Source organism: Anabaena sp. 54, from assembly GCF_017355725.1.
GTDB classification, from domain to species: domain Bacteria; phylum Cyanobacteriota; class Cyanobacteriia; order Cyanobacteriales; family Nostocaceae; genus Dolichospermum; species Dolichospermum heterosporum.
The window spans coordinates 14,302-39,189 of record NZ_JAAVWA010000010.1 but is presented as its reverse complement, the minus strand read 5'-3'; the positions used below and the strand labels follow the sequence as shown (position 1 = coordinate 39,189).

At 37.4% G+C, this 24,888-nt stretch carries 22 protein-coding genes; 13 read left to right on the top strand and 9 right to left on the bottom strand.

Annotated features, from left to right (window positions below; all coding sequences use genetic code 11):
* Positions 1–47: 47 nt before the first annotated feature.
* Both HEQ36_RS11970 and HEQ36_RS11965 read right to left on the bottom strand, forming a co-directional pair.
* Positions 48–1,742 (bottom strand): serine/threonine-protein kinase, encoded by a 1,695-nt coding sequence (locus HEQ36_RS11970; RefSeq protein WP_290707804.1) that lies wholly within the window; start codon positions 1,740–1,742, stop codon positions 48–50.
* A 209-nt stretch (positions 1,743–1,951) separates the two neighbouring features.
* Positions 1,952–3,556, bottom strand: coding sequence for a peptide ligase PGM1-related protein (locus HEQ36_RS11965; RefSeq protein ID WP_168637053.1), 1,605 nt, complete (start codon positions 3,554–3,556; stop codon positions 1,952–1,954).
* Between the two features lie 354 nt (positions 3,557–3,910).
* Between HEQ36_RS11965 and HEQ36_RS11960 the strand changes: the two genes are divergently transcribed.
* From HEQ36_RS11960 to HEQ36_RS11930, 7 genes are all read left to right on the top strand, one after another.
* On the top strand, positions 3,911–4,537 hold the full coding sequence (locus tag HEQ36_RS11960; RefSeq protein WP_168637052.1) for an alpha/beta hydrolase: 627 nt from the start codon (positions 3,911–3,913) through the stop codon (positions 4,535–4,537).
* A gap of 146 nt (positions 4,538–4,683) precedes the next feature.
* Positions 4,684–4,896, top strand: coding sequence for a DUF2555 domain-containing protein (locus HEQ36_RS11955; protein ID WP_015078552.1), 213 nt, complete (start codon positions 4,684–4,686; stop codon positions 4,894–4,896).
* Between the two features lie 249 nt (positions 4,897–5,145).
* Positions 5,146–6,306, top strand: coding sequence for a DUF262 domain-containing protein (locus tag HEQ36_RS11950; RefSeq protein ID WP_053539248.1), 1,161 nt, complete (start codon positions 5,146–5,148; stop codon positions 6,304–6,306).
* On the top strand, positions 6,300–7,397 hold the full coding sequence (locus HEQ36_RS11945) for a DUF3696 domain-containing protein (RefSeq protein WP_053539247.1): 1,098 nt from the start codon (positions 6,300–6,302) through the stop codon (positions 7,395–7,397). The genes HEQ36_RS11950 and HEQ36_RS11945 overlap by 7 nt, the downstream gene beginning before the upstream one ends.
* Positions 7,398–8,183 (top strand): hypothetical protein, encoded by a 786-nt coding sequence (locus tag HEQ36_RS11940; protein ID WP_168637051.1) that lies wholly within the window; start codon positions 7,398–7,400, stop codon positions 8,181–8,183. It abuts the gene before it with no gap.
* Positions 8,183–9,394 carry a bifunctional phosphopantothenoylcysteine decarboxylase/phosphopantothenate--cysteine ligase CoaBC gene (gene coaBC, locus HEQ36_RS11935; protein WP_168637050.1) on the top strand — a complete coding sequence of 404 codons (1,212 nt, stop codon included), beginning with the start codon at positions 8,183–8,185 and terminating at the stop codon, positions 9,392–9,394. Before HEQ36_RS11940 ends, coaBC begins: the two co-directional genes overlap by 1 nt.
* Before the next feature lie 42 nt (positions 9,395–9,436).
* Complete coding sequence (locus HEQ36_RS11930) at positions 9,437–10,567, top strand: hypothetical protein (protein WP_168637049.1); 1,131 nt, start codon at positions 9,437–9,439, stop codon at positions 10,565–10,567.
* Between the two features lie 61 nt (positions 10,568–10,628).
* On the opposite strand, the gene HEQ36_RS11925 is transcribed toward HEQ36_RS11930, so the two are convergent.
* Genes HEQ36_RS11925 through HEQ36_RS11915 form a run of 3 tightly spaced genes read right to left on the bottom strand, consistent with a single transcriptional unit; the run spans position 10,629 to position 11,533 of the window.
* Positions 10,629–10,853 carry a type II toxin-antitoxin system HicB family antitoxin gene (locus HEQ36_RS11925; RefSeq protein WP_039201799.1) on the bottom strand — a complete coding sequence of 75 codons (225 nt, stop codon included), beginning with the start codon at positions 10,851–10,853 and terminating at the stop codon, positions 10,629–10,631.
* The gene (locus HEQ36_RS11920; protein WP_039201800.1) at positions 10,850–11,080 is read right to left on the bottom strand and encodes a type II toxin-antitoxin system HicA family toxin; all 231 of its coding nucleotides are present in this window, start codon (positions 11,078–11,080) and stop codon (positions 10,850–10,852) included. The genes HEQ36_RS11925 and HEQ36_RS11920 overlap by 4 nt, the downstream gene beginning before the upstream one ends.
* 18 nt (positions 11,081–11,098) lie before the next feature.
* Positions 11,099–11,533, bottom strand: coding sequence for a hypothetical protein (locus HEQ36_RS11915; protein ID WP_039201802.1), 435 nt, complete (start codon positions 11,531–11,533; stop codon positions 11,099–11,101).
* A gap of 260 nt (positions 11,534–11,793) precedes the next feature.
* Here HEQ36_RS11915 and HEQ36_RS11910 point away from each other — a divergent pair, with 260 nt between their 5' ends.
* Complete coding sequence (locus HEQ36_RS11910; RefSeq protein ID WP_168637048.1) at positions 11,794–12,996, top strand: glycoside hydrolase family 10 protein; 1,203 nt, start codon at positions 11,794–11,796, stop codon at positions 12,994–12,996.
* A gap of 309 nt (positions 12,997–13,305) precedes the next feature.
* Here the strand turns inward: HEQ36_RS11910 and HEQ36_RS11905 are convergent, their stop codons facing one another.
* Positions 13,306–14,781, bottom strand: a complete 1,476-nt coding sequence (locus tag HEQ36_RS11905) for a site-2 protease family protein (protein ID WP_053539242.1) — start codon at positions 14,779–14,781, stop codon at positions 13,306–13,308.
* A 320-nt stretch (positions 14,782–15,101) separates the two neighbouring features.
* Here HEQ36_RS11905 and purH point away from each other — a divergent pair, with 320 nt between their 5' ends.
* From purH to rppB, 3 genes are all read left to right on the top strand, one after another.
* A complete protein-coding gene (purH, locus tag HEQ36_RS11900; protein ID WP_168637047.1) occupies positions 15,102–16,625 on the top strand; it encodes a bifunctional phosphoribosylaminoimidazolecarboxamide formyltransferase/IMP cyclohydrolase in 1,524 nt (507 codons plus the stop codon).
* Between the two features lie 396 nt (positions 16,626–17,021).
* Positions 17,022–17,708, top strand: a complete 687-nt coding sequence (rppA, locus tag HEQ36_RS11895; RefSeq protein ID WP_168637046.1) for a two-component system response regulator RppA — start codon at positions 17,022–17,024, stop codon at positions 17,706–17,708.
* A gap of 91 nt (positions 17,709–17,799) precedes the next feature.
* Complete coding sequence (gene rppB / locus HEQ36_RS11890) at positions 17,800–19,119, top strand: two-component system sensor histidine kinase RppB (protein WP_168637045.1); 1,320 nt, start codon at positions 17,800–17,802, stop codon at positions 19,117–19,119.
* Here the strand turns inward: rppB and HEQ36_RS11885 are convergent.
* The 3 genes from HEQ36_RS11885 to HEQ36_RS11875 all read right to left on the bottom strand — a co-directional run bounded on the left by HEQ36_RS11885 (position 19,079) and on the right by HEQ36_RS11875 (position 22,820).
* Entirely contained in the window at positions 19,079–20,380 is a 1,302-nt protein-coding gene (locus tag HEQ36_RS11885; RefSeq protein WP_168637044.1) for a hypothetical protein, read from the bottom strand. The two genes, rppB and HEQ36_RS11885, sit on opposite strands and share 41 nt — an antisense overlap.
* 115 nt (positions 20,381–20,495) lie before the next feature.
* Positions 20,496–21,587, bottom strand: a complete 1,092-nt coding sequence (locus HEQ36_RS11880; protein WP_168637043.1) for a cysteine synthase family protein — start codon at positions 21,585–21,587, stop codon at positions 20,496–20,498.
* 852 nt (positions 21,588–22,439) lie between these two features.
* The gene (locus HEQ36_RS11875) at positions 22,440–22,820 is read right to left on the bottom strand and encodes a hypothetical protein (protein ID WP_053539235.1); all 381 of its coding nucleotides are present in this window, start codon (positions 22,818–22,820) and stop codon (positions 22,440–22,442) included.
* Positions 22,821–23,505: 685 nt separating this feature from the next.
* On the opposite strand from HEQ36_RS11875, the gene HEQ36_RS11870 reads away from it, so the two are divergent.
* Together HEQ36_RS11870 and HEQ36_RS11865 are read left to right on the top strand one after the other, a co-directional pair.
* Positions 23,506–23,985, top strand: coding sequence for a YbjN domain-containing protein (locus tag HEQ36_RS11870; RefSeq protein WP_168637042.1), 480 nt, complete (start codon positions 23,506–23,508; stop codon positions 23,983–23,985).
* Between the two features lie 35 nt (positions 23,986–24,020).
* Positions 24,021–24,746, top strand: coding sequence for a biotin/lipoate A/B protein ligase family protein (locus HEQ36_RS11865; protein WP_168637041.1), 726 nt, complete (start codon positions 24,021–24,023; stop codon positions 24,744–24,746).
* Positions 24,747–24,888: the final 142 nt, after the last annotated feature.

The window sequence follows — 24,888 nt, the reverse complement described above, 5'->3', positions numbered from 1 at the left end:
GACGTTCCATGGAACGTCTCTACAAGGGTTTCAAGAATTTTTAATTGTTATCGCCAACCTAACCAGCGTAAGCAAGGGACAATTAGGTAATGGCTTATACTCAGGGAAAAGCTGATTAAGATACTCACTAAACTAAAAAAACCTATGGGTGAAAATACATCAAGCCCTTGTGGTTGACTGGAAAAATGGAATAAATTTAGTCCTAACCCTAAACGCACGAAAATGGCTATGAGGTTGGCACTTCCTAAACCTGCAATGACAGCATAAGCGATTTGATGACTGCGAAGACCTAAACCAAGGGTTAATAGGGGAAGTGAGATTAAAATCCATGTGACTAAGCTTTCCGCCGGATTTGGAGTGGTGATGAATTGACAAGCTATCCAGCCTAAACTGTAGCCAATTAAGCCCATTAAAGCTGTGATCAGAAACCGCCGCTTTTGTCCAAAACAGCCTGATAAGGTTAATCCCCAACCTGTTCCCAAACCTGCAAAACCATAAACTATACTTTCTGCGGCTATATAAGGTTGTTTTTGGACTAATGTTGGTAATGGATAGGTTAGTAATTCTAGCCAGCGATCGCCTAAACTGGTATGGTAAGCCAGGACAAAACCAATTATAGTCCCGATTCCCGCGCAGATACTTGTCAGTATCATTACCCAAACAGTCGCCAAACAGGCGGATAAAAATTTGTATATTCCCTGAATTATTAATAAAGTAGTATTACTTATAGCTTGGGTAAATTCAGTGATTGATTGGACAACAGATTTACCCGGACTGCTGAATAAACCTGGCTGTGAAGATGACGAGGCGATACTTAGTAAGCGTTTATGAATAATAGCTGCATTGGCTGGACGTAATCGCACATCATCTTCTACCATTTCATCAATTAAATCCGCTAAATCTGGTTTAATTGTTCGATAATTACGCCAACGCAATTTTCCAGTTAAACTATCTTCCAATTCGGATGGATATTTGGCGGTAAGTAGTTGAATCATTGTCCGTCCCAACGCATAAAAATCTGCCCCTGGTCCAATATTACCGCCGCGAATTTGTTCTTGGGGACTATAGCCGGCAGAGTACAAGCGTGTAGAAGTGGGCTGCGATCGCAAAACTGACCCACTAAATTGTTTAGCACCACCAAAATCAATTAGCACTAATTGATCACTTTTGGCAGGAGATACTGGTGTGGAAGTCCGCAACATCAAATTAGAAGGTTTGATATCGCGGTGAATAATTTGGCGTTTATGTAACTCCTGTAAAATCAATACAGCTTGAATAAACCAACCGACTACCAAATCTTCGGAACAACCTTGAGGAGAATTTATTAATACTTCCTCTAAAGTGTAGCCATTGATTTTTTCCATCACCAAACAAGGTAATTGATGGGGTTTAGGATTAATTAAGTTAACTTGAAAATAGCCATCAGCCTCAACTTTAGGCACGCCGGAGTTGCGGAAACTACTTAAAACTTCCGCTTCTTGAATAAATAATTCCAGCGCCTTGGGTGAAGTTTCAACTAGCACCTTTAGCACTTTTTCTGTCTGTGTCTTTTCATCCCAAATTGTGTAAATTTGGGCAAATCCCCCCGCACCGAGAGGTTTAAGAGAGAAATAGCGATCTAACAGATGCAGCGGTGCGCCACAACTGTTACAGAATTTGTTTCCCCAAGGTTGAGGGTAAGGACGTTGACAATGGGGATTTATGCAGTGAACCGCACTCTGAGTTATCTGGGTCAAAACCACGAAAATACAAAGGCTGGATCGATTTTAGCGTCTATTTCACTTTAGTTCTAGATATTCATGTAAATCAAGCAAAAAACTTTTATATTCAAGCTCTTTTGTAGAAAATTATTAGCTTTTAAATGTCTTTAGATAGATACAAGCAAACCAGCTAACCAACAAGAGGATAAGATAATTTGAAAATGATCTGATGTCATAATTTTATCTTTTTATTAGCAACTATATCCATCTCCAGTGATGGGAAAATTATAATCAGTAAAGATAGAATGATTATTATGATCACCGCTGGTTTCTTGATCAAGAACCTCAATAACCTTGTGATAAATATCTTCCGCTTCTTGGGGTGAATCACCAATACTGGTTAATCCTAACTTACCAAACTGGGAAAGACAACCCATGAGATGAAAAACTGTGCCTGTTTCTGTGCCACTATCAAAATGTAATCTGTGGTGAGCGATAATATCCATTAAGTCATTAGGTAATAATCCCTGATAACTAGGTTTTTGTAAATTATCTGTGGCAATATAATATTTAGGTCTGCCTTGTTGACTATAAAATAATCCAGTGGATAAATCATAACGTCCATTAGTTAGTAATTTTAAAGTCATAAATGGGTGAGTTGTTCCCCCTTTACGAAGATTAATTTCAATGGCTTGAATATCCCATTTACCATGACCTCGATCTACAGTGACAAAATCAACGGCAAATCTTTCTAAAGCTCCTTTTTCCGCTAATTTATTCCCAACTCTTAAACCTAATTCCTGTAATTCACAGCGATAATTTGCATCCGCAGGAAAGCGACAACCTATATAAATTTGTCCGTCAGGTCCGCCTAAAATTTGGTCATGGGTAGAAATAATTTCTACTTCTCCATTGGGTGTAATTCTGCCTTGGACACTGGGAGAATGCTTGATTTCTCCCTCGATAAAAGCTTCCACTATTGCCCCTAATTCAGGAATGCGCCGAGAAAAATTTGCCCAGGTTTCTTGTAAAGATTGAAACCGTAAATGCAGGAAGCGATCGCTAATTGCTGTTACTCTTTGACTATGATCAGCTTTTCCCGGTGCAACATCCATTATTTCCCGTAAATCTAACAGTGCATTCCCTTCCCCAGAAAAACCTTCATTCAACTTAATTACCATTCTTTGTAATGTCGGTTGACGTTCCCACAAATCAGCCGCAACATTTGCTAAATCTTCACAATTCCTGACTAACTCACTACCGTCGGGAAGTGGGACATTACTTTCTTGAAAAATCTGTCTACTGCCGCTCTTTGTTCCCCAAATTTGCAAATCTGGTGCAGCAGCATATAAAGGTACACCCAACTTTAAAGATAATTGCGCTTCCCAAAAAGTGGAATTATAACATACCATAAAAGCTTTATCTAGTCGCAAAGCTTTGTGAATTTTTTCTAATAACCGAGGACGTTCTAATATTTTCTGACTGAGGGGTTTTAAAGAAGCATCATAGGTAGAAAGTAATAATAAGCGATGACGAGCATGAGAAAAAGGAATGCCCGGAAGTAGTTGCAGATAATAATCAATAATACTGGGATGCAGTGGCATGGATGTTACATAAATTAACCTAGTCCGGGGATTTCTTAACCGCATTAATGAAAAAAGTAATCTTTCTTCATAATGCTCACATCCTTCTATCTTGAGTAATTCTCCTTGATCTATACTCAAAGAAGGAACAATTAAAATATCTGCTTCACTATGGTCGAATAATTCGCTAGTTTGCCAGCGATCGCGTAATGTTAATTGTAAATTCCGAAATTTATCAACTTCTTGTAAATCATCAATATTTAATGTCACCATATCCCCATCCCAATATTATTTTTTTATTTTACTTCCCTATTTAATATATACCCCAAGGGAGAGTGTAAATTAAGATTAAGCTGCATAGAATAAAATTTCGGGACTTATTGACCGCAGATAGAGACGGATGAATTCATGGATTTCATAATTCTGTGTAACCTCACATAAAATTGGTATTAAACTTTGCGCCTTTGCTTCTTGGCGCAAAGCATAATTCATGCTGTCATTATGCAATATCACTCTGTGAATACGGCAAAATATAAAAACTTCCAGAAGAACGAAAAAAGTTAGGAAATGTGTACTGGATTAAGACGCGGTATACTGTATCTGCATTAATTCTTAACTCAATTACCCATGACTCAAACATTAGACTTCATTAGAGTTTCTCCACCAGCAGGAAAAACACCAGATGCTTTAATCGTCACTTTACATGGTTGGGGTGCAAATGCCCAAGATGTTGCATCTTTGATTCCTTATGTCAATTTACCTGATTACGAATTTCTCCTCCCCAATGCTCCCTATCCTTATCCTTATGCTGATACGGGTAAGGCATGGTATGATCTGCGGACAGAAAATATGTATGATGGATTAAATGAAAGTAAACAACTACTCATAGATTGGTTGCTCTCTTTAGAAAGTAATACGGGTGTACCGTTATCACGCACAATTTTGAGCGGATTCTCTCAAGGTGGGGCGATGACTTTAGATGTAGGATTAAGCTTACCCCTGGCTGGGTTGGTAGTGATAAGTGGCTATCTACATCCTGACGTAGCAACGCTGAATCAAGGCAATTTTCCGCCGACATTAATCATGCACGGTACAAGGGATGAAGTAGTCCCCCTACAAGCGGCGATTAAGTCGAGAGAAATGGCACAATCTCTAGGCGTAGCTGTGGAGTATCATGAATTTGCAACGGGACATGAAATTAATTTACAAATGTTAGAAGTGCTACGAACTTTTGTTCTTAACACAATTGGTTAGGTTTAGTTACAAAAATTTTCCAAATTCTGGTAAAAATCACAAGAATTTTTACAAATTTCATGCTCGTTAATGAGTAAGATAGAACAGGTGGAAGCAACTCCACCCTAAGCTGAATGTAAGCGCTGCAAAAGGGAGGGGCAAGCATTATGAAAACTCTAAGCATTTCCAAAACAGAAATTTCTGCTATGACGGCGACAGAGGTAAAAGATTTGGCTACACGTCTGGAATTAGATAACTATAGTAATGCTTTTGAGGGTTTGAATGATTGGCATCTATTGCGGGCGATCGCTTTTCAGCGTCCAGAGTTAGTTGAAGCCTATATCCACCTCTTAGATTTAGAAGCTTACGACGAAGCCTAAAGATTGTAGGGAAAAATTCAGGAGTCGCTCAGGGTTTAGCCATGCTAAATCCTGATTTTGCTTGCATAATTTAATTTAGATGCGTTTTGCCTCAATAGCGAATTTAATAAAAGTTCTACTACTCAGTGAGATTACTGTTCATAAGTCGTTGAAAATTCTATTCAATCAACGCCCAGATAATTTATTTGGTATTATGATTTAATGATATCTAATTCTGCCTAAGTAAATTTTTAGTAGCATTTGTCATATATGGAAACAAATAAACTTAATAATCAACAGATGGAATTGCTAGATCAAGAAGATGATTTAGAAAATGAGTTTAAATTTGAAGATGATGATGATGAAAATTTAGAACCATTTGATCCGACTAAAATCAGGGTTAAAACTAAACCGATGACAATGGATTTGCTTCTTAAAAGAATTAAGCATGATGAAATTGATTTAGCTCCTGATTTTCAGCGTCAGGCAGATATTTGGACAAATATAGCGAAAAGCCGTTTAATCGAGTCTCTTTTAATTCGGATTCCACTTCCAGCATTTTATATAGATGCAACAGATGATGATAAATGGATTATTATAGATGGTTTACAAAGAATCAGCACATTTAAAGAGTTTCTTCTTAATAAAGAAGAAGATAAAAATACGAAGAATAAACCGCTTAAATTAACTGGATTACAATTTCTTAAAGATTTAGAAAATAAAAAATATGATGATTTACCTCGTCATTATCAAAGACGAATAGATGAAACAGAATTAACAGTTTATTTAATTGAACCCGGAACTCCTGATGAAGTTAAATATAATATTTTTCAAAGAATTAATACGGGTGGATTACCTCTTAATAATCAAGAACTCCGCCAAGCTATGAATCCTGGTAAACCGATACAAATTCTCAAAAACCTTGCTAATTTACCAGAATTTAAAAGAGTAATAAATCTAAGCAAAAAGAAAAAACAACGTATGGATGATCATGAATTTGTATTGGGTTTTATTGCTTTTATTTTAACCAGTTATAAAGATTATCCAGTAAATAAAGGTCGCAACTATTTTTTACATGAAACTATGAAAAGATTAAACAAAATAGACTCTAATTTGATAAAAACAATAGAAAATCAGTTTACTATTGCAATGCAAGCAGCTTATAATATTTTTGAAAATGCTGCTTTTCGGAAATATTTAAGCTCTCCTGTAAATAAATCTCTTTTTGAGGCTTGGTCAGTAACATTAAGTCAATTAAATCCAGAACAAATTGAAATATTAATCAAAAATAAAGAAATATTAAAAGAAAAATTTATACAAAAGATGAAAGAGGATTCTAATTTTCTTAAATCTGTGTCTCAAGTTTCTAGTAAAGTTCAATATCGGTTTGAACAAATTGATCAAATAGTTCAAGAGGTTTTATCATGTTAAGTTCTTTGACTTTAAAAAATTTTAAACCATTTGAAAATCAGTCTTTTTCTTTAAAACCATTAACATTACTTTCTGGATTAAATAGCACTGGTAAATCTTCTTTACTGCAATCTTTATTACTACTTCGTCAATCTTCTCAACAAAATTTATTAGATAATGTAGGTTTAGCACTAAATGGTGATTTAGTTTCTATAGGTACAGCCCAAGATGCTCTATTTAAGAGAGCAAAAGAAGATTCAATGACTTTGGAAATTGTGATGGATAATACCATTCAAGGTACTTGGGTTTTTGATTATGATCGTCCATCAGATGTAATGCAAATATCTTCATTGTCAAATATTGATGAAAAAATTTATAATTCAAGTCTTTTTACCGATAAATTTCATTATTTAAAAGCAGAAAGAATAGCACCTAGAAATTATTTCCAAATGTCTGATTTTCAAGTCAGACAACATCAACAGGTTGGAAGTCAAGGTGAATTTACTGCTCATTTTTTGTTTATAAATGAAGGTAAAATAATTCCAAATAGTGAACTATCACATGAATCAATAAAGTCTCATCAGTTAGGAAATCAAGTAGAAGCTTGGCTTGGCGAAATTAGTCCTGGAACAGGAATTGATATAGAATTACATTCAGCAATGGATGTAGTAAATTTACAGTATTATTATGAAGATAACAATTCCTATCGTTCAACTAACGTAGGTTTTGGAATTACCTACACTTTACCAATTATTGTCGCTATATTATCTGCTACTTCAGACACATTGATTTTGTTAGAGAACCCAGAAGCTCATCTTCATCCTAGAGGACAATCTAAGATGGGAGAATTAATTGCTTTAGCAGCAAGTTGTGGTATTCAAATAATCTTAGAAACTCATAGCGATCATGTTCTCAATGGTATTCGTAAAGCAGTAAAATATAAGAAACTTGATGCTGAAAAAGTGCAAATTAACTACTTTGAAAGATATCTACAAAAAGGACAACCAATAACAGAGATCATTACACCTCGAATTTATCCAGATGGAGGAATTGATAAATGGCCGGATGGTTTTTTTGATCAAGCTGAGAAGGATTTAATGGAGTTATTATAAATGCACTTTTTGATTAATGAGCTTGCTTTTATTGCACAAGCTACCAATGATTATGAAGCTGATGAATTAATAAAAAATATTTTAGAAATCATTCAAGAAATCAGTGTGATTCAAAATGGTGATCCCATCCAAACTCATAGTAGTTTTGCTTCTCAAAAATTATCTGCAAATTTAACAGTACATGAATGGATTTTAACCACAATTAAATCCAAAAAATCTGAGCAGCAAAAAATCGCAATGATTTTACTGAGACTTTTAAGTAAAGGTCCTTTTATAGATTTACAAAATTTAATAGATGATTGTCAATGTTTTTATCAAAAAAAATGTGTTTCATCAACTTCATTGGCTGGTGCTGCTCAACTTCAAGGAATATTAATTAGTTTACAAAACAATCCTGATTTTATTCAAGAAAATATTGAAGTTAAATTTCAAGAAGGTACAAGTTCGCTAGAAAATAGAAGCATAAAAAATTTAACTGAAATTAAACAAGCTAGAAAAATATATCCTCGTTATAAACTTCATTCTAAACATGATCCTAAAGGATATTGGGAAAATGCTACTCCTATGAATTTAACAGATAAAGAAGCTCAAAAAGTTTTAAATATTTCTGTGGGGAATAGTAATGAAAATAGTGAAAAACGTTATGGATTTCATAAAGAAACAGATCAATTCTATGTGTTTCATTCAGATAATACTTTTGATGAACAGGGTTATCCTACCTATCATGGATTTCCGATTACTGAAAATCAAGTTCCTCCTAAAATACTAATTAAAATAAAGAGATAATGCCATCATCTATAAATCCCCAATCAAAAAGAGTCCTAATTGCTATAGGCGGTGGTATCGCCGCCTATAAAGTTTGTGAATTGGTTTCTACACTGTTTAAGTCTGGGCTAGAAGTGCGAGTTATTCTCACTAAATCTGCTCAAAAATTTATTACTCCTTTAACTTTAGCCACTCTATCCCGTCATCAAGCTTATATAGATGATGATTTTTGGCAACCAATTTATGCTCGTCCATTACATATTGAGTTGGGTGAATGGGCTGATTTGATTGTGATTGCGCCTTTAACTGCTAATACTTTAGCTAAGTTAGCTTATGGTATGGCAGATAATTTACTAACAAATACAGTCCTCGCTTCTACCTGTCCCGTGTTGTTAGCACCAGCCATGAATACGGATATGTGGGAACAGGTGGCTGTCCAAAGAAATTGGCAGCAGCTATTGACAGACGGTAGATTTTATGGTATGGAAACTGGTTCTGGTTTATTGGCGTGCGATCGCATTGGTGCTGGTAGAATGGCAGAAGCGGCAGAAATATTTGTTTATATTCAATCTTTATTACACACCCAAGGAAACAGAGATTTAGCTGGGAAACAGGTTTTAATCAGCGCTGGGGGAACGCGAGAATATTTAGATCCGGTGCGATTTATTGGCAATCCCTCAACTGGTAAAATGGGTTTAGCATTGGCACAGGCAGCACTGCACAGAGGCGCAAAGGTAACATTAGTCCATTGTCCAGCCAGTTGGGATGTACCTTTGGGAGTAGAAGCAATTCCCGTAGTTAGTGCGGACCAAATGCAGCAGGTAATGTTCCAGCATTTAGCCAATGCAGATATCATTATCATGTCAGCCGCAGTTGCAGACGTAAAGCCTAGAGATTATAGTAGCGAAAAATTGCCCAAGCGATCGCTCCCCGAAAATCTTCCCCTAGCAGCAGTACCAGATATTGTCGCTGAACTGGGAAATCGTAAACAACCCCATCAATATTTAATTGGTTTTGCAGCACAAACTGGGGATATTATTACTCCTGCGAGAGAGAAATTGCAAAGGAAGAAATTAGATGCAATTGTAGCGAATCCTATTGATAAAGTTGATAGTGGTTTTGGGAATGATAATAATCAAGCGGTGTTTTTAGATAGGTCAGGAAGAGAGATAGAAATTCCGGCTTGTTCTAAGTTGGAAATGGCGCATTATTTATTTGATTTTGTTGTTTAATGGAATAAAATCACATTTTTATTTTTACTAGGATTTTTGAATATGACTGTGCATTTACCTGAAATTGGTATCCCTAGCTTTACAAGAGCAATATCATTACTTGAAGAGTATCCTCAGAACATTGTGGGTAGTTTTTGGGTGATGTGTGGTTATGGATTTAATGATAAAGAAAAAATTCCTGATTGGTGGATTGATAATGTTTTAAAAGACAATCAAGCACAAGGTATTATTGATGGGTTTGAAAAAGGGTATTTTAAAGGAGAATATAATAATCCTTTATATTTAGGATTTTGTATTATTGTTGTTGCAGATTATTCTAATCCTGCTCATTTATCTTATGACATTCAACACCTTAGAATGTGGGAATGTGAGGGAATTGCTTTATTAAGAATAATGGCACTTCATAATATACCCTCCCATACACCATTTTGTTATCCTGATGATTTTTTAAATTATCGTTATGGAAAAGAAAATCCTACTTATCAATATCTTCGAGAAACATTAAATCATTGGTCTGTTCAGGTTTGGGAAGATTACTGTAGTTATTTGATGTCTGTTCATGGTCAAAGGATGTTTTATGACTATTGTAAAAAAATAAATTCTGTTAAAGATGAAGTCCAAGCTACTGTCGAAAAAGGTACTAAACCTTTAGTTTTAACAGAAGGAGAAACTGATGTAATTTATATTAAAACAGCCTTAGAGTTGCTAGGAGAAAAAGAAATTTTAGTACAGGTTGATATTGAATGGGTAGGAATTTCTATAGGTAAAGGAAAAAGTATAAATGCTGGTGATGGTGGATTGAACAATACTAGAGATGTTCTGATTTCTAACCCTAAATTCTTAACTAGAAAAGTATTACTTCTCTATGACTGTGATACTGGTAAATCTAATGAAGATCATGAATTATTGAAAATCAGAAAAATACCTCAACAAAAGAATCGAAAAGTCAAAAAAGGTATTGAAAATCTATTTCCTGATTGTTTATTTACAGAAGAATTTTATGTACAAAAAACCAAATATGGAGAGTATGGAGAAGAAAACCAAATTCAAGAATTTCAAAAAATGAAATTTTGTAAATGGATTTGTGAAGAAAGAAAACAGGCTGATGATTTTGTTGATTTTAAGATCATTATTGATTTTATCAAAGATTGTTTAGGAACACTTATTTATTGAAGCTGTAATTAATCAATGTTGGGTTTCATTTTATTCAACCCAACCTACATCAATGTAAAAATTACGCCACTTTCAAAAAATTGCCTAAAACTTGCGGTTCGGGAAGCAGTTCACCATCTTCTAAACATGACTCAATCAACATTTCTAAGACTTCCTGACCATTTTTTAAAGCTTCTTCGTAAGTTTCGCCATGAGTACAAGGCTGCATTACATTAGTAAAATCAGGTAATAAAACTACATAACATTTATCTTCTTCAGACCATTGAATAATTATTGTATATTTCATTCTTTTGGTTTCTCCTGTTCATCTGCTTCAATCTTTTTTAGTTCTGCTAATGCTTCCGTTACCTGCTTTTCTAAATAGAGTTTAGCATCATTGCTGTCTTTACCTGCAATAATAATAGCTTGTGATAATTTTGGATGTATCCATTTGCTATGACTTCCCTTGGCAGGTTTATAAGCAAACCCAGCCTGTAACAATAAACTTTTCAAGTCTCTAATTTTCTTTGGCATATCTGCTGAGAATTTTGATTAAAATTCAGGTCTTTTGATTGTATTGGGATCAAGATTTACTTCATCATCCTCATCTACATCTATACCATCCTCTGGCATTAAAGGCCCGAAACTACTACGAGTTGGAAGTTCGGGTAAACCTCCTAACATAGCAATTGCTTCTATTAATAAATCAATGCTCTCAACATCACGATGTTTTTGTACAACACGCACAGAGTGAGATATTACACGCAACCCTCCGCGCAAACGATCAACATCACGAGCTAAACCTAATAGACTTTGAAAATCCTGTTCTTCAAGAATGCGGTATTGTCCAGTTTTAGTATTTAATGTGGCAACTGTCCCACTTTTTACAGATTCAAGAGCTTTTCCACCTTCTGTGCGAAACTTTTCAAAGGATGGCCAATTAGGACCATTTTGCAAATTAAGTGATTTTTCTACTGTAATTGCCATATTTATATTTTCCACCCACTGTCCTTTCGTGTCGTCCCGATTCTAGCTTATTTTCTTTGGAAATACATTGGTATTTCGTTGTGTAACTGTGGGTCATAAATAAACACTATATTTGCGTAGACAAATCACACGCCATTTTTTTAAGCCCGATTGTGCATTTTTGTGAGACTTATAACGATGTAGTAGGTCAAGATTTAGAATGGTGCATTACACTACAAAGCATAATACAGTAAATTTAACAATCTAAAATAGTATAACCAATGAAAAAAATATTCCTAAAATGGCAACGTCAAACTAGAAAACTGGGATTTTTAGCAGCTATGATGGCCGTGAGTATGGTTGCTTTCCTCATGCTATCATTCCCCCTAAATGCTCAAATTCCTAAATCCACAGAATTACGGGGAGTATGGTTAACAAATATTGATAGTGACGTTTTATTTGAGAGCAACAGACTAAAACAAAGTTTACGAACATTACAGCAATTTAATTTTAATACCGTTTATCCCGCCGTCTGGAATTGGGGATATACCCTTTATCCTAGCAAAGTCGCAGCCAAAGTCATTGGTAAAGCAGTTGACCCTACCCCCGGACTCCAAAAGCGAGATATGCTCAAAGAGATAGTCACCGAGGGACATAAACAAGGTTTAACAGTGATACCCTGGTTTGAATTTGGCTTTATGGCACCTGCTGATTCCCTTTTAGCTAAAAATCGTCCTACTTGGTTGACAAACCGCAGAGATGGCACAAAAATAGTCAAAGAAGGAATAGATAACCGAGTTTGGTTAAATCCCTTTCGTCCCGAAGTGCAACAATTTATCCAAGATTTAATTATAGAAATAGTTAAAAACTATGATATTGATGGGATTCAATTTGATGACCATTTCGGCTTACCATCAGAACTAGGATATGATGCCTACACCACAGCATTATACAAAAAAGAACACCAAGGAAAACTTACCCCCGCAGACTTCAAAGATCCAGAATGGGTAAGTTGGAGAGCGAACAAAATTACCGACTTTATGAAACGGGTATTTACAGTAATTAAAGCTAATAAAAAAGATTGTATCGTTTCCGTTGCTCCTAATCCCCAGCGTTTTTCCTACGAATACTTCCTAGCGGATTGGCAGAAATGGGAAAGAATGGGAATAGTTGAAGACCTAGTTATACAGATTTATCGCAATGATTTAAACGTTTTTATCAACGAATTAGAATATCCAGAAGTCAAACAAGCCCAAACTCATATTCCCGTCAGCATTGGCATTTTAAGTGGGTTAAAAAATCGCTCAATTTCAATGGAACAAATCAAAACCCAAATAGAAAAAGTGCGAGAGCGAAAATTTGCCGGCGTTTCCTTCTTCTTCTACGAAACCCTCTGGAACATGAGCCAAGAAAAACCCCAACAACGCCAACAAACATGGCAAAAAATCTTCCCCACACCCACCAATTACCCCAACCTATTGTAAGCATTCAGCTATCAGTGGTCAGCAGTCAGCAGTCAGCTAAAACCACATTTTAGGGGTGTACATCCTAGCCCCCTCATCGCTTGCGGGGAGGGGGTTGGGGGTGGGGTTCTTGTTCCAGGTTTGATGACAATTTGCTGTAATATTCAGAATGCTGATCACTGTTCGCTGACGGCTGAATGCTTACAACCTATTAGCAAATTGGAAACCCTAAAAAATCTGACATTGCCGAATTGAAATTAATAAATTCAACCTTTGCGCCTTTGCGCCTTTGCGTGAGATATATTATTTCAATCAGCAACGCCAAAATTCCTAACTACCGATACCCAAACGCCCAGCCAAAGCCGGAGTTAAAGGTAAAAGAGTAGCAATCATCAAAAACAAAGCCAAAAGACATAAAGCCGCCCTAGCATCATCTGGTTCACTAATTTCATTCAAACTGGGGCGCTCTAAATCGCGTTGTAAAAACAAAATCACAATTGCCCAATACATCGCCAAAGGATTACCTAATGATACGATAGCCAGTAAAACTATCGTGGCAAAAGTGGTTCTTCCTGCGGTTTTGCGTCCATAAATCGCTTGGACAATTCGCCCCCCGTCTAGTTGTCCAGCGGGCATTAAATTCAACGCAGTGATAACTAATCCCAACCAACCAATAATTACCAAAGGATGAATATTCACCACCGGAGATTGTAAAGCCGAACCAAGGACAACCCGTGCCAAACTACCGACTAAAATTGAACCTTGGAAAAACTGATTGGGTAATTGGAATAAACTCCCTGGGTGAGAAAGTAGCAACCCTATCACCAGTAATAACAAAGAAGTAATCCCCCCAAAAGCGGGTCCTGCCAAAGCAATATCAAATAAGGCTTTACGGCTAGGGACAAGGGATTCAAACCTAGTAATTGCCCCAAAAGAACCAATTTGCACCGCTGGTAAAAAGAACGGCCAACTTAATTTAACTTGGTGACGACGCGCTAACAACCAATGTCCAACTTCGTGAGAGATCAAAATTACCGATAAACCCAAAGCAATAGGTAAAGCTTCTGCAAAGCGTTCCGGGTTACTAAATAAATCGAAATTCTGTAATATACCCCCCACCTCTAAGCTAGTAGCGATAGTTGCAATGAACAAAATCACTGCAAAAGCTTTTTGTGCCAATTGGGCGCGTTGGGGGTCAGTGCGGCTAGGGAGAATAATGATAACAGGTTTGCCGTCAGTATTTTCTACCAAAAATAGGCGATATTTATCTTCTAAGCGTTCCTGTAAACTTTTTGTTAGTCGGTTATGAACCGCTTCTGGTTCTCCCCGCAAATTGCCTTTAAAAACCACTCCTTCTTGGTAGGGAATAGTTTCTGTGGCAAAAAATGTGTCAATGCCGAAAATACCTCTAATCAGACTTAAATCTGCTTCGGGTATGGGTGTTGGTTCTAATTGCAGTTCTGATACTGCAACGGAACTGTCTTTATCACCTTGGGCTGCAAGTCTGTCCGTTGCCCGTTGCTTGAGAATAGCATCTTGACCGGCTTCCCGTAATTTTCTACCCAGGAAAATATACAATCCAGCGGAAGCTACCACCAAGAACAAGATACCAACAATATTGATATAAATCCCAGCGGCAAATAATCCAAAGAACAAAAGCCAGGGAGTCATTAAGACAACAGATTGTAACCAGGCGAGGATGCCTAGTTTACCAAAAGGTCTGGCACGATAAAAGCCCCAGCCTAAAATGCCGGACGCTATCAGCACAATGGCTGCAATTATAGGAGTTTCCGATGAAGTAAACATCTCTAAACCTTTGCTATTGAGACCGAAGCTAGTACAAGTCCGGTTTTCTATACACTATTCATAATAACTTTGTTTGGATTCTGCCCGAATTATCCAGTTTTTTGAGAATAAAGCCCTAATTATTTTAGATGATTTTTATGTGAGGTGGCACAGAATCATCAGATCCATTCATTCATCCGCGTTTATCTGCGTTTATCTGCGTTCAAAATTCTATAAATCTGCTTTTATACAGCTTTATCTTAATTTGGTATGAACTTTTAACACCCTTTCGGTAAAATGTTCTTCTGTTTGCAATTTAGTCCAAAGGAATCTAGGGAATTATGGCGCGTTTAGCCCTGCTGAGTGTATCTAATAAAACTGGTGTAATTGATTTAGCCCGGAGTTTGGTTGAAGAATTTGGCTTTGATATTATCAGCAGTGGGGGAACAGCCAAAACCCTGAAAGATGCCGGCATACCAGTTACTAAGGTTTCTGATTATACGGGTTCACCGGAAATTTTAGGCGGTCGGGTGAAAACTCTTCATCCTCGCATTCATGGGGGGATTTTAGCACGGCGAGATGTGGAGCAAGATGTCACAGATTTGGAAAATAATCAAATTCGTCCCATTGATTTAGTCGTTGTTAATCTTTATCCTTTTGCAGAAACCATTGCTAAACCAGGTGTGACTTTAGCTGACGCGGTGGAACAAATTGATATTGGTGGCCCGGCTATGTTAAGGGCTTCTTCCAAAAATTACGCCCATTTGACGGTATTATGTGATCCTGCTCAATATGGTGAGTATTTGCAAGAATTACGCCAAAATGGAGAGGCATCTTTAGAGTTTCGCCAAAAATGTGCTTTAAAGGGATTTTTGCATACTGCTAGTTATGATAATGCCATAGCAGCCTATTTAGCTGGCACACAAACACAAGAATTTACTATTTCTGGTACACAACTCCAATCTTTGCGTTATGGAGAAAATCCTCACCAACCCGCAGCATGGTATCAAACGGGAAGTGAAGCTACAGGTTGGACAGCAGCGACAAAACTGCAAGGTAAGGAACTCAGTTATAATAATTTGGTAGATTTGGAAGCTGCACGGCGGATAATTGCTGAATTTACAACCAGTCCTGCGGCGACAATTATCAAACATACTAATCCCTGTGGAACTGCGGAAGCAGACACAATTTTTGACGCTTATCAAAAAGCCTTTAATGCTGATTCTATCTCGGCTTTTGGGGGAATTGTGGCTTTAAATCGTCCTATTGATGCAGCGACAGCGACGGAATTAACGAAGACGTTTTTAGAGTGCGTGGTTGCTCCTGGTTGTGACGAGGAAGCTCAGGAAATTTTAACTAAAAAAGGCAATGTCCGAGTTTTGATTTTACCAGATTTGTTGACTGGACCGAAAGAAACTGTGAAAGCTGTAGCTGGTGGTTTTTTAGTCCAATCTGCTGATGATATCATTGCTGATCCTAGTCAATGGCAAGTTGTCACTGAACGTCAACCTACTCCCTGGGAGTTAGCAGAATTACTGTTTGCTTGGAAAGTTTGTAAGCACGTTAAATCTAATGCTATCGTCATTGCGAGCGATCGCACAACTTTAGGTGTCGGGGCTGGACAAATGAACCGTGTCGGTTCGACAAAAATCGCTCTCGAACAAGCTGGAGAAAAAGCCCAAGGAGCATTCCTCGCTAGTGACGGCTTCTTCCCCTTCGATGATACCGTTAAAGCCGCCGCAGCAGCCGGAATTACCGCCATTGTCCAACCCGGAGGCAGTCTCAAGGATAAGGATTCTATCAAAGCCGCTAACGAACTGGGATTATTAATGGTTCTCACTGGTGTACGCCACTTTTTGCATTAGGTAATGGGTAATTGGTAAAAATCTTGTTCCCTCTTGCCTCTTGCCTCTTGCCTGTTCCAAACAATTTCTAAAATTGTTGTCTAGGGTACTTGCCATTTTCAGAAAAGGGTGATAAATTAGATTTGTGTGTGAGGAGCAAGTTTAAAAAACGTCTGGGGTGGAAACACGGCAACACTCCCAGACGTTTTTTAATGGGACTAAAAATTTTCTGACAATAAATAATCAACAACCAACTAGAAATATTTGGTAAAACACTTTTAATTTTTACTTGTACCAAATTAAGATGAGACTGCATAGAAGAGAATTTTAAGAATAATTAAACGCAGATAAACGCAGATGAACGCGGATAAATATGGATGATAATTATTCTGTGCAGTCTTACATATAATTATTATTATGCGGTTATTATTAGTTGAAGATGAACATGATTTAGGAAATGGTATTCATAATGCTCTTATTCAACGCGATTATATAGTAGATTGGGTGGAAGATGGAGAGACTGCTTGGGATTATTTGCAGACAATACCTCAAAGATATGAAATTGCGATTTTAGATTGGATGTTACCAAAGTTGTCAGGATTGGAATTGTGTAAAAGATTAAGGGCGCAAAAAAATCAGTTACCAATTATGTTATTAACAGCTAGAGATAGCATGAATGATCGTGTTACGGGTTTAGATGCAGGTGCAGATGATTACCTAGTGAAACCCTTTGGTATGGAAGAATTATTGGCGCGGGTAAGAGCATTACAAAGAAGATTACCAAATTTTCAACCACCGCAGTTACAAATAGGTTCTTTAATTTTAGATTATAGTAATTTTTCAGTTGTGAATTTAGCAGTGGAAAATTCTTCACCAATTATCCTCACAGCTAAAGAATTTCAACTTTTAGAATATTTCATGCAACATCCTCAACAAATACTAACTCATGATCAAATTCGCGCTAGGTTGTGGGATTTTGAAAGTGATACTGTGAGTAATGTTGTTGCTGCACAAGTGAGATTATTAAGACGCAAATTATCAGAATGTGGTTTTTCTAAAGCAATTGAAACTATCCGAGGTTTTGGTTATCGTTTTTGTGGATAGTTGAGATCCCCGACTTCTTTTTTATTTTGTCAATAAGTTATCAATTAATGCCAGAAGTCGGGGATCTTATATTTACAAAATCTAAAATCAGATGAATAATAATTCACTATTCAATCATTCTCGGTTTAAATTAGCGATTACCTATGCTGGTGTGATGGGATCAACTTTATTACTATGTGGTTGCATCGCTCACAGTGTCATGGTACAAGCTTTTACTCGCACAGTTGATCGAGAATTGGAAGTTTTTGGTAAGGTATTTCAAGATCAATTAAAAACAGAGTTAAAAATTCCTGGAGAATTATCTATTACTACTCAAAAATCTTTACCAGGACTTTGTTTAAAGCAACAATCTTGTTTACCCATTAAATCAGAATCAGATTTACTGAATTTATTAGCAGAAGGATATTATCTGAGATTTTTAACACTATCAGGAGAAGCAACTGCTGCGATTGGTAATAATCCAGATGAATTTCCCGATAATATTCACCTCAATCATTCTTATGATATCAGAAATCGTCATGGTGAACTCTATCATTTACATTTAATGCCCTTAGAAATCAACAATAATCAATTGTGGGGATATTTACAAGTTGGACGAACTGTACAACGATTAAATGATTATATGAATAGTTTACATTGGTTATTAGGATTGGGTATTCCCTCTTCTATGATCCTCATTGGTGGTGCAGGTTGGTGGTTAGCAGGTTTAGCTATGCAGCCAATTGAAAAATCATATCAACAATTACAACAATTTACGGCTGACGCGGCACATGAATTAAGAACTCCCATTACATCTTTACAAACCATTGTCGAAACAAATTCAATTAGCCCAGAAACTCAAAAAGCATTGAAGAGACAAATTAAAAGATTAGTAACATTAACACAGGATTTGTTATTATTATCTAGATTAGAAAGTGGATTACAAGAAGCTAAGTTACAGCAAATTTGTTTGAATGATTTAGTTGCAGATGTAGAAGAGGAATTAATGCCAATGGCTATGGATGCACAAGTTTTATTATCTAGTCATATTCCTGATCAATCTGATTTTTATATTCACGGTAATGAAAGTCAAATTTATCGAATGTTGTTGAATTTAGTTGGTAATGCCATTAAATACACTCCTGAATCTGGGGAAGTAAATATTCATCTGACAACTAATGATCATCAAGGTGTAATTACTATTAAAGATACAGGTATTGGTATTTCTAATTCTGATCTTCCCCACATCTTTGAGCGCTTTTATCGAGTTAATGCAGATCGTTCTCGCAATACTGGTGGTTCTGGATTAGGTTTGGCTATTACTTTGGCAATTGTCCAAACTCACAAAGGTAAATTAGAAGTACAAAGTCATGTAAATAAGGGCAGTACATTTACTGTGATTTTGCCGCTCGTTTCCAAAGTAAACAAGTAACTTCAACTAACATAGATGTAATCATGGCAATAGCGGCGGCCATTGCCCCATTCATGCCCTTGTTAATAGCAAAGGTGGCAATTATCAATAAAGTCCCTGTTCCTAACCAGGTAGATAGATTTACTTGCCCTGTGCGGTTTTCGCTGACTAAAAAACCCTGAGTTGCATTTTGTAAAGCCACAAATAATGGCACAATTGTACAAATTAAAAGTACAGGTTTGATGCTGTTAGCTAAGATAATATCATTACCAATGAAACTTTGAACGATACGATCGCCTATCGGTGTTACACTCATCAACAATAGTAAGCTAGAACAAGCTGCACCGACACTGATAGCAAAAGTCAGCAATTGGCGATCGCTCACTTGATGACGATATTTAATCACCATTTGCTGTACCATCCGGGTAGAATTGGCAATTACAAGAACCAGTCCCCAAGCCGCAGACCAAGCAGCAATAGCAATTGTCGAATCTTCAGCGCGGGCAAGAATGCTAATTAATATCGCCCTTCCGCCCCAAACCACCATCATAGAATTAGCTAAAGGTAAATAGAACTTCCACACCTGTGCTAAGTTACGGGGTAAATTAGGTTGTTCTATTTGTGGCGGTAAAGTTGCACCAGAAAGCCGAGCAAAAATTGTTACAGCTATTGCTTCGACAACCACCCCACTGATGAGGGCAAATCCAGCAAGTACACCCCCAGATATGGGCAAGAAAAATCCACCCGTGAGGACTAATGCTAATGTAAATAACCTGAAAATACTGGCTTTTGCCACAGCGCGAGACTGACCATGATAAATTAATAACCCTTGAAAATAACGCCGCCAGGCGATCGCAAATGGCCAACCACCCATTAATAATAATACTTGACTAACTGTAGCCAACATTGCAGATGGTATGCCCAACAGACTCACACCCACAAAATTAAATATCATTGGTAGTCCCAACAAACTCAATAAACAAGTCAGTCCCGCACCTACAAATAATGTAAACCGCCATAATGCTTTCCGTGAATCTTGAGAACCGGCTAAAGCATTAGCAGCGTGCAAAATCATAATAATCGGACTTTCAAAAAATATCGCCAAAGATTTAGCAATACCTACAGCCGCTAAGTTAACTTGAGCATCAGGAAGATAAGCCAATGTAGTGGTCATCATCGGATCACCACAGGCCATAGTCACATCACTGAGAGACAAAGGCAAAAATTCCCGCCATAAACTCCCTAAACTAACTGGTTGAGATTGGGGTTCTTGTAACTTCATATCATTTCCAACTAATGAGTGATAATAACGCTATTTTGACAAAAAAGCGCAAAATCCAGATTTCAACCTTTTAGTCTTTGCGCCTTTGCGCCTTTGCGTGAGATAATTATCTTTATCACTCCTGACTCCTACCGACAATATCCAATGGTACAGGTAGAAGATTAGCAATTGCTTCTGTGAGATGGGAATGTTCAAGGATGTTAATTCCTTGTGCTGTAAGCCAATCAGCATTGTAAACTGTTTCCAGGTAGCGATCGCCCCGATCAGGATTAAGTAGTAACATAGTTTGAGGCTGAGTAAATCTTTGAGTATCTGCTAAAGCTGCGGCCACAATTGCACCAGTGGAAGCACCTAAAAGCATACCTTCCTGTTTAGCCAAAGCATGACAAACAGAAAACGCCAAAGCATCATCCACGCTATAAGCCGCATCTAACACCTGTGGGTCAAAATTGGGGGGAACGAAAGATAAACCCAGTCCAGTCATCTTATAGGGGTGTCTGGGAGTACCAAAAATTGCTGATCCTGCCACATCTACACCAATAATTCTGGTTTGGGGATAATACTTTTTAAAGTAGCGACTAATACCACCTAATTGTCCGGCTGTGCTAACTCCAATAACAATAGCATCCGGCGCACCACCAAAAGCTTCTTCAATTTCCCGCGCCGTCCAAAGTTCATGGGCATCAGTATTACTAGGATTTTTATGTTGACAAGAATACCAAGAATCAGGAATATTTGCGGCTAATTCCTGAGCCTTTGTCATTCTTGCTACTTGCATCGAACCTTGAGCATCAGCCGCACTTAAAGGCACTTCTACCAATTCTGCACCGTAGGCTGTAAGCATTCTTCGCATGGTGACAGGGGTTTTGGCATCAATCACAATCATTACCCTGTAACCCTTAGTAGCGCCCACAATTGCTAATCCAATGCCAAAGTTACCAGAACTAGATTCAATAATTGTCCCACCTGCTCGCAATAAACCCTGTTTTTCGGCTTCATTCACCAGATAAGCCGCATTTTTTTCTTTAATACTACCACCAGGATTACAAGATTCTAGTTTTAAATATAAATGATGTTGTTGACAACTTGGGTGAATTCGATTTAATCGGACAATAGGAACTTTACCTAGTGCGTCCGTCACCGTTGCCAATAGGGGTGATTTTGGCAAGTTGGTTCTGAAGGTTGGGTTTGGAGAGTAAGTAAGCATTGTGATTAGCTCGATACTGTTCATCTCACAAGATGCCAACCCCAGATGAAATAAAGGTGAAATTATCAATGTGAACTACCTACACTTCCCTTGCGGGTAAGTATAGGCTTCCTACCCAGTTAACAGCTTTTTGCTCTTCGAGAACAACAAGACTGATGTTAAGGCGATAGGCTGACCCCTCGTTCCAAAGGCAAAATCAAGGTTAATCAACAAAAATGATCATGTATCTAGCTTGGTTATCGCTATTCTCTCGCCTTGCCGAGATATTCAATTCATAACACAAATTTTGTGAATTCTCTCCATGTTTTCCTTCCTTGCTGTCGCGTTGGTCGGAAAATCGTCGTTAATTCACGCGCCATTCATCCCACGCGGCCCTATCGGGTCAGACGTGGGGCTTCTGTTGGTTAAGCTAAATCCGGCAAACCAAATGCTCGCTTCACTTGCAAAATATAGAATTCCCGAAATGTTCCGCTGATGATCTCATATTTTGGCATTTTGGCAGATAACCATTTTAGTTTCCAGCTTTAATGGAATATCAACAGGGTTAAAGAAAAAGTTGAGAAGTTATGGATGCAGGGATTACCCCACCACTAGAGACTTCCAACCCAGATGATAAGCGATAGATGCGGTGCTGTCAAACTCACAAGAAATATTGCAATATTCAAATCATAGCCAAGCCATAGCTAACAGCCATTGAGTAACAGTTGCCCAGAAAATTATATATTAATCAAACCGACCGATTGCCTAATGAACAAACGGATTTATCCAGTACAAAATTGCCATGTACAAGTAGGAATTAACTTGAAAATAGTTAGATATTAGAAAAATGATGGAAAATTAACAACTTAGCTTTTAATCACGAAGCATTTGGGAGATGATGGCATCAGCTTGTAGTCTTTTGTAAGTCAAGTAGACTAAGTTAGCTTCGTCTGATTGTCCACAAACATAGCAAGCTAGGCTCAGAGCATCTAATAACATTAATGTGGTAATGCCTTGTGATGCTAAAGATGATATATACTCAGAAACTCCTTTGGCACAGATCTCTGCTGGCATCAGTACCAGTAGCAACCGTAAACAATCTGCCGATGCCATCATCCCATCTAATTCATGGGTCTGGGTGGCTAGTTGAACAATACCCAGAACGATTTGATTAGGGGAAATACCTTCTTTTATGAGTAGGGTAAAGAAGGAAGTTAAATGACATGGGGTGCTGTGATCAAGCTTAATATTCATAGTGCTTATTAAAATCAGTGTAACAATAATCGCAGATTTTTTGGCTAATCCGGAAAAATCTCAAAAAAGTTTTTGGGGTTTTTTCGGTTTTTTACGTCAGATTCTAGAACCTCTCAACAGATAGCACCCTAATTTGTCAACTTGAGTTTCGATGAATTTGCGTACATTATGTAACTCACGATTTAACTCACAGTTCCGTATCCTTTGATGCTAAAAATAAGCAAATTGTTCCTTTTGCCTGATTTTTACATCTTGTGACGCTAAACTAGCGAGTAATTTTTGCGCTACACCAAAATAAACTGCTTTGGATTACCTATTTTAACTAAAATTAGTAGCTTATGTAACCGACAGCGGAAATTTAATGATGTAAGATAAACAAAATGGGCATTTAGTCTCGTTAATAAGACACAATAGATAATAAATCTACAAATCTTTACCTAAAATGAAGGTAAATGTGACTTACATCTAATGGTTCTGGATGTGAAGCCCTGAAACCGGGAAAAAATAATTGAGAATTTAACCAAGTTTTTACTGCATAACAATAAGTCTAGCTTATGTCATAGTAATTGACATGGCTCCTATTCTGACATCTCGACTTGGGAAGACAGGTATGTTAGATGCTGGCATTTTTGGTAGCATAATAGTAGATTAAAGCAGTGACTATATTACTTAGAAAAAAATCTGTATGGCCAGCTACCTAGAAACCCCAACTCCAAATGAGTTACTGGATGAAGTTATTCAAGAAACCACAGCCCCAAATCATGTGGAAGTTATTGAAAATGTAATTGATACCCTGGCACAAGATCAAAGTGCAATGGTTAGTCATGGTTCTGAGGGGGAATATCTGTGGAAATTCCAATATGGCAGTGTAGAAGTATTTGTGCAGTTAACGGGAATTACTGATGAAGATACGATCACAGTTTGGGCTGCGGTGCTAAAGTTACCTGTACAAAATGAAGCCAGATTGACACGATATCTCTTAGAGTTAAATTGTGTAAGTACCTTTGAAGCCCGCTTTGGCATTATTGACCATCAGGTGGTGGTGATTTCTACACGCACTTTAGCGGAGTTGTCACCAGGGGAAGTTTCCCGCATCATTACTATTGTTGCGACTATCGCTGATGATAATGATGAATATCTGCAATCCGAGTTCTGTGCAGTTTAGGTTTCGATAATCTTAGTTAAGGAATGTGATATTTAATGCCTGATTCGCAGGTGTGGCGACTTATTCCCATTTTAGCTGCCGCTGGTGATGTTCAGATGGCTATAGACCGCTGGTTATTAGCACAACATGAGTCGGGACAACATCCGCCAACTTTACGTTTTTATACTTGGTCGCCACCCGCAATTTCTTTGGGTTATCATCAACGTCAATATCCTGAATTTTGGCAAGGTTTGCGGTGGAAAGGGGAGAAATTAGATTTGGTGCGTCGTCCTACAGGTGGTAGGGCTGTTTTGCATCAAGGTGATTTAACTTACTCTGTGGTAACATCTGGACTGAGGGGAAATCGTTTGGATGTGTATGGGCAGATTTGTGAGTTTTTGATTCAAGGATGGCGATCGCTCAATATAGAATTGTACTATGGTCAAGCTGGACGCGGTTATATTCACAATCCTAATTGTTTTGGGACTGCGACAGGTGCAGATTTAGTTTTAGCAGATGGTTCTAAACTGATTGGTAGCGCTCAATTAAGGAAAGGTGACGCAGTTCTTCAGCATGGTTCTATGCGATTGAATCCAGATGCAGATTTATTTGCAAAGGTATTTAATCAAGAGTTTTTTCATCCTATCCAATTTCCAGAAACTATCAATCAAGAAACAATAATTAAGGCTTTAATAGCCGCAGCTTGTGATTGTTTTGCTATGGAAATAGAGGTAATACCTTTGTCTCAAGATGAGTGGAATTTGATTTTGGCAAATTGTTGATTAGGGTAGGTTTTTATTCTACCCTATATTTTTTTCTCACGCCAAGGCGCAAAGGAAGAAAGATATTAATTGCAGACTGTAAAGTCTTTATCTCTAATAAATTGATACAGTGAATTTCCGGTAAAGAATGTGCAAATATGAA